This window comes from Acidovorax sp. (assembly GCF_046339755.1).
Lineage (GTDB): Bacteria > Pseudomonadota > Gammaproteobacteria > Burkholderiales > Burkholderiaceae_C > Acidovorax.
Genome location: NZ_JBKDTZ010000321.1, coordinates 1 through 4,458 on the forward strand (window position 1 = coordinate 1; position 4,458 = coordinate 4,458).

Annotated in this window: 7 protein-coding genes; 5 read left to right on the plus strand and 2 right to left on the minus strand. The window is 67.7% G+C overall.

Annotated elements, in window-relative coordinates; translation table 11 throughout:
* The first annotated feature begins 9 nt into the window (after positions 1 to 9).
* The 5 genes from ACK59X_RS27820 to ACK59X_RS27840 all read left to right on the plus strand — a co-directional run bounded on the left by ACK59X_RS27820 (position 10) and on the right by ACK59X_RS27840 (position 3,561).
* On the plus strand, positions 10 to 141 hold the full coding sequence (locus tag ACK59X_RS27820) for a hypothetical protein (protein ID WP_409961760.1): 132 nt from the start codon (positions 10 to 12) through the stop codon (positions 139 to 141).
* Between the two features lie 66 nt (positions 142 to 207).
* On the plus strand, positions 208 to 1,371 hold the full coding sequence (locus tag ACK59X_RS27825; protein WP_409961754.1) for an ABC transporter substrate-binding protein: 1,164 nt from the start codon (positions 208 to 210) through the stop codon (positions 1,369 to 1,371).
* Positions 1,372 to 1,430: 59 nt separating this feature from the next.
* Complete coding sequence (locus tag ACK59X_RS27830) at positions 1,431 to 2,405, plus strand: alpha/beta fold hydrolase (protein ID WP_409961755.1); 975 nt, start codon at positions 1,431 to 1,433, stop codon at positions 2,403 to 2,405.
* A gap of 69 nt (positions 2,406 to 2,474) precedes the next feature.
* Positions 2,475 to 3,185: an SDR family NAD(P)-dependent oxidoreductase gene (locus ACK59X_RS27835; protein WP_409961756.1), complete on the plus strand. Its 711-nt coding sequence runs from the start codon at positions 2,475 to 2,477 to the stop codon at positions 3,183 to 3,185.
* Between the two features lie 106 nt (positions 3,186 to 3,291).
* Positions 3,292 to 3,561, plus strand: a complete 270-nt coding sequence (locus ACK59X_RS27840) for a hypothetical protein (protein ID WP_409961757.1) — start codon at positions 3,292 to 3,294, stop codon at positions 3,559 to 3,561.
* A gap of 210 nt (positions 3,562 to 3,771) precedes the next feature.
* On the opposite strand, the gene ACK59X_RS27845 is transcribed toward ACK59X_RS27840, so the two are convergent.
* Positions 3,772 to 4,014 carry a hypothetical protein gene (locus ACK59X_RS27845; protein WP_409961758.1) on the minus strand — a complete coding sequence of 81 codons (243 nt, stop codon included), beginning with the start codon at positions 4,012 to 4,014 and terminating at the stop codon, positions 3,772 to 3,774.
* Positions 4,015 to 4,167: 153 nt separating this feature from the next.
* Positions 4,168 to 4,458: hypothetical protein (locus tag ACK59X_RS27850; RefSeq protein ID WP_409961759.1), on the minus strand; the 291-nt coding region annotated here is incomplete at its 5' end.

Genomic DNA, 4,458 nt, shown 5'->3' on the forward strand with positions numbered 1-4,458 from the left:
GTGCGCACCGTGCCGCTCGTCGGAACGCCGGGCAGTTCGCCTGCCATCACCGCAGCCAACGTGCCGCCGCTGGCCGACGTGCCTGCGGCGGGCAACGCCATCGCCGTGACGGCAGCCGGAGCCATTGCCATCCCCGAATAAGAACGACGACCCACCACAACAAAGCCGCCAGGGTGCATTGCGCACCCGGCGGCACATTGGTCGGACATGAACACAGGGATCACATGGGGCCGCCGCATGGGCGCGGCACTCGCGATGCTGGGGGTAATGGGGCTGCTGGCGCTGCCGGCGGCGGCGCAGCCGCGCGGCACGGAGCTGGTGGTCGGCCAGGTGGCGCCGCTGTCGGGCGTGCTGGCGAGCACGGGCACGCAGATGGTGCTGGGCGGCAAGATCTACTTCGACGCCATCAATGCCCAGGGCGGCGTGCATGGCGCCACCATCCGCCAGTGGGTGGTGGACGATGGCTACAAGGTGCCCGACACGGTGCGCCTGACGCGCGAGATGCTGGCCAAGCCCGAGGTGGTGGCGCTCTACGGTTTTGCCGGCACGGCCAACATCACCCAGCTGCTGAGCGATGGCGTGCTGGAGCAGGGCGGGGCGGCCCTGGTGGCGCCCTACACGGGCGGCGAGTCGCTGCGCAGCCCGTTCAACCCCTGGATCTTCCACGTGCGCGCTGGCTACGGCGACGAGGCCGAGCACATGGTGCAGCAGCTCACCACGCTGGGCATGAACCGCGTGGCCGTGATGTACCAGGACGATGGCTTCGGCAAGGCCGGCCTGGCGGGGGTGGAGGCCGCGCTGGCGCGGCGCAACCTGAAGCTTGTCGTCTCGGCCGGCTACGAGCGCAACACCGACAAGGTGGACGATGCCGTCAAGGCCATCAAGGCCGCCGACGTGCATGCCGTGATCATGATCGCGATCAACAAGCCCGCGGCCGCCTTTATCCAGCGCTACCGCGAGCAGGGCGGTGGCGCGCAGCTGTACAACATCTCGGTGGTGGACCCGACCGAGCTGGTGAAGCTGGCGGGCCTGAAGAACGCGCACGGCCTGGGCATCAGCCAGGTGGTGCCGTACCCCTTTCGCCCGCAACTCCCCGTGGTGCGCGAGTACCAGACGCTGCTCAAGAAGTATGCGCCCGAGGCCGAGGTCAACTACACCAGCTTCGAGCAGTTCCTGGGCGCCAAGGTGCTGGTGGAGGCGCTGCGCCGCGCCGGCCCCGCGCCCACGCGCGCCAAGGTGGTCAAAGCCCTCGAATCGCTGCAGAACTACGACCTGGGCGGTATCAGCCTGGGCTACTCCCCTACCAACCGCATCGGCTCGCGGTATGTCGAAGTCACCGTCATCGGCGCCAACGGGCGCTTGATGAAGTAGCTGAACGCGCATGCCACCGGGCCGATCCACCCATCCACTGACTCACAAGGTTATCCACCATGACCCCGTTATCGCGCTATGCCACCTGCGCCGGCTATGAAGTCCACTACACCGAATGGGGTGCGCCCGATGCCCCGGTGGTGGTGGCCTGGCATGGCCTGGCGCGCACCGGGCGCGACATGGACGACCTGGCCGCCCACCTGGCGCCGCGCTTTCGTGTGATCTGCCCCGACACCATTGGCCGGGGGCTGAGCCAGTGGGCGCGCAATCCGTCCGACGAGTACCAGCTGCGCTTTTACGCGCGCATCGCGTCAGACCTGTTCGATGCCCTGGGGATCGAGCAGGCGCACTGGGTGGGCACTTCCATGGGCGGTGCCATTGGCACGGTGTGCGCCTCGGGCCTGTTCGAGCCACAGCTCAAGGGCCGCATCCGCAGCCTGCTGCTCAACGACAACGCGCCGCGCCTGGCGGACGATGCGCTTGGCCGCATCAAGGCCTATGCCGGGCAGCCACCGGCCTTCGATACGGTGGCCGAGCTGGAGGCCTTCTTTCGCCAGGTCTACCAGCCCTATGGCTGGCTCAGCGATGCGCAGTGGCGCCGCCTGACCGAGACCAGCACGCGCCGCCTGCCCGACGGCCGCGTGACCCCGCACTACGACCCGGCCATGGTGCAGCAGTTCACCCACCATGCCAACGACTACCTGATCTGGGACCACTACGACGCGCTCGACATCCCCGTGCTGTGCCTGCGCGGCGAGGATTCGGACCTGGTGCTGCGCGAGACCACCATCGAGATGCTGACGCGCGGCCCCGGCGCACGCGGCCAGGCGCGCGTGGTCGAGGTGCCGGGCTGCGGCCATGCCCCGGCCCTGAATGTGCCCGAACACTATGCGCTGGTGGACCGCTTCTTCGTGCATGGCGTGCAGGATCCCGGGCCCGCGGAGCCGGTGCTGGTGCGCACGGCCGGCGGGCCTGCGGCGAATGCGCTGCCGCGCTCGCAGTACCGGGCGCCCACGCGGCTGCAGTGGCCCTGAGATGATGGCATGCAGACCGGATAGACTGCATGCCATGGCGCATCATCTGGGCGCGGGCATTTCCTTCACATGCTGACAGACCACCTTCGTTCGTTCCCGCAAGGTTTTCGCGCCCTCGTCCTGGGTGCCTCGGGCGGCATCGGCAGCGCCTTCGTGCGGCACCTGCAGGCCGACCCGCGCTGTGGGTTGGTGGTCGGGCTGGGAAGAGGCACGGTGCCACCCGTCGATTTCGAGCGCGAAGCCACCGTGGCCGAGGCCGCAGCAGCGCTGGCGCCGCAGGGCCCGTTTCACCTCCTCATCGTCGCCACCGGCATGCTGCACGGCCCCGAAGGCATGCCCGAAAAGCGCCTGGGCCAGCTCCACTATGCGCAGATGCAGGCCTGCCTGCGCACCAACGCCATGGGCCCGGCGCTGGTCATGGCGCAGTTTGCGCCGTTGCTGTCCAAGGACCGCAGCGTGCTGGCGGTGCTGTCGGCCAAGGTGGGCAGCATTGGCGACAACCGCCTGGGCGGCTGGTACAGCTACCGCGCCTCGAAGGCGGCACTGAACATGTTCGTCAAGACTGCCGCGATTGAAGTGCAACGCGGCAACCCTCAGGCCGTGCTGGTGGCGCTGCACCCCGGCACGGTGGACTCTGCCCTGTCGGCCCCGTTCCGCGGTGCCGAGATCGGCCGCCCGGCGGTGGACGCGGCGGCCGATATGCTGCGTGCGATCGACGGGCTCACGCCCGAATGCACCGGGGGTTTTTACGCCTACAGCGGGCAGCCCCTGCCCTGGTAAGGCCGCCCCGCAGGGGAGTTTGCGGTGTTCGCCTACAAAGAGCTCGGTACAGGCAGTACACCATGCGAAGGCTTTTCTCCTCGCTGTTCCCTGACCTGCCAAGCCGATGCGTACCCAATCCGAAACCTTCAAATTCACCCGCGCTCGCAAGGTGGCCCACGGAAGATTCGCCCACGCCAGCACGGATGCCATCGGGGTACTGCAGTTCTGGACGGCGCTGGGCGCGGGCCGGTCGGGGGAAATTCTCTCGCAGCCGGGCGACGAGTGCCTGGTGGCCCGTGTCACCTATCCGCTGCAGCAAAGCATGCTGGCCACCAGTGAACTGCATCAGTGCTGTGTGGCCCGTGGCATCACGCGCGAATCGGTACAGGAATAGCCCTTGGAGTGGCTGACAAAACTCTTCTGGCGCCATTGCTGCGTGTTGTCGCACTGCTCGTACTGCCTGCGGCGCTGCGCTTGGCCAGAGCTGCTTCGCTGAATTTTGTTGGCCGCTCTCCATCGCGGGATTGCAGCGCTGAAAAGCGCTGCAGGGAATTGGGGTCGGTGCCTAAAGGCCTCTGCGCTGTCTGCGCCAAGGCCGCACCCATCAGCCAAACACATTGATCGGCGTTGGCGCCAGATGCTCCCTGAGCTTTTGCTCAGCGGTGTAGAGCGCTTCGGGGTAGCTGGCCCAGTCACGGCGCACGGTCAGCACGGGTGAGCCGTCCTCCGCGAAGATGAAAACCCGCTCCGGCACATTCGAGGGCGCAGCCAGCGTCAGCGGCCGGACCAGGTAGGTCGATCCGTCGATTTGGAGGTTGGGTGGCCAGGGGAGACCGATCGCAGGCATGGTGGTGAGGGGTGTAACCGAATGAACGATGCCCCATCCTACCCACGCAAACGCCCAATCCGGCGGTTTCGGTCCCAACTAGAGAGGATGTCCTACGTGGGCCGGGGAGGTCTGGCGCGGCTGGCTGCTGCCGCGCCCCTGGTGCATGCCACCTCATGTGCCCAGCGAGGGCAATCCGATCAGCAAGATCTCCTGGCTGGTGACGGCTTGTGCGTGGTCGCCCAGCGCGTAGCTCTGGTGGGGTGCCAGGCCCTCCAGGGGCACGCGCACCACCTGGCCACCGACCTGCAGCAACTCCACGCCGCGCAGCGTATCGACATCGCCGCTCGGGATGTGGCGCACCAGCACCTCCTGTTGGCCGTTGGCGCCGCTCTGCAGCCTGAAGCTGTAGTGCTGCAGCAGCCCCACATACACCGCCATGTCCGTGCCCTCACCCCCGTCCAG

Coding starts and splice junctions, on each gene's coding strand:
- ACK59X_RS27825 (WP_409961754.1), top strand. CDS start 208: ATGAACACAGGGATCACATGGGGCCGCCGCATGGGCGCGGCACTCGCG.
- ACK59X_RS27830 (WP_409961755.1), top strand. CDS start 1,431: ATGACCCCGTTATCGCGCTATGCCACCTGCGCCGGCTATGAAGTCCAC.
- ACK59X_RS27835 (WP_409961756.1), top strand. CDS start 2,475: ATGCTGACAGACCACCTTCGTTCGTTCCCGCAAGGTTTTCGCGCCCTC.
- ACK59X_RS27840 (WP_409961757.1), top strand. CDS start 3,292: ATGCGTACCCAATCCGAAACCTTCAAATTCACCCGCGCTCGCAAGGTG.
- ACK59X_RS27845 (WP_409961758.1), bottom strand. CDS start 4,014: ATGCCTGCGATCGGTCTCCCCTGGCCACCCAACCTCCAAATCGACGGA.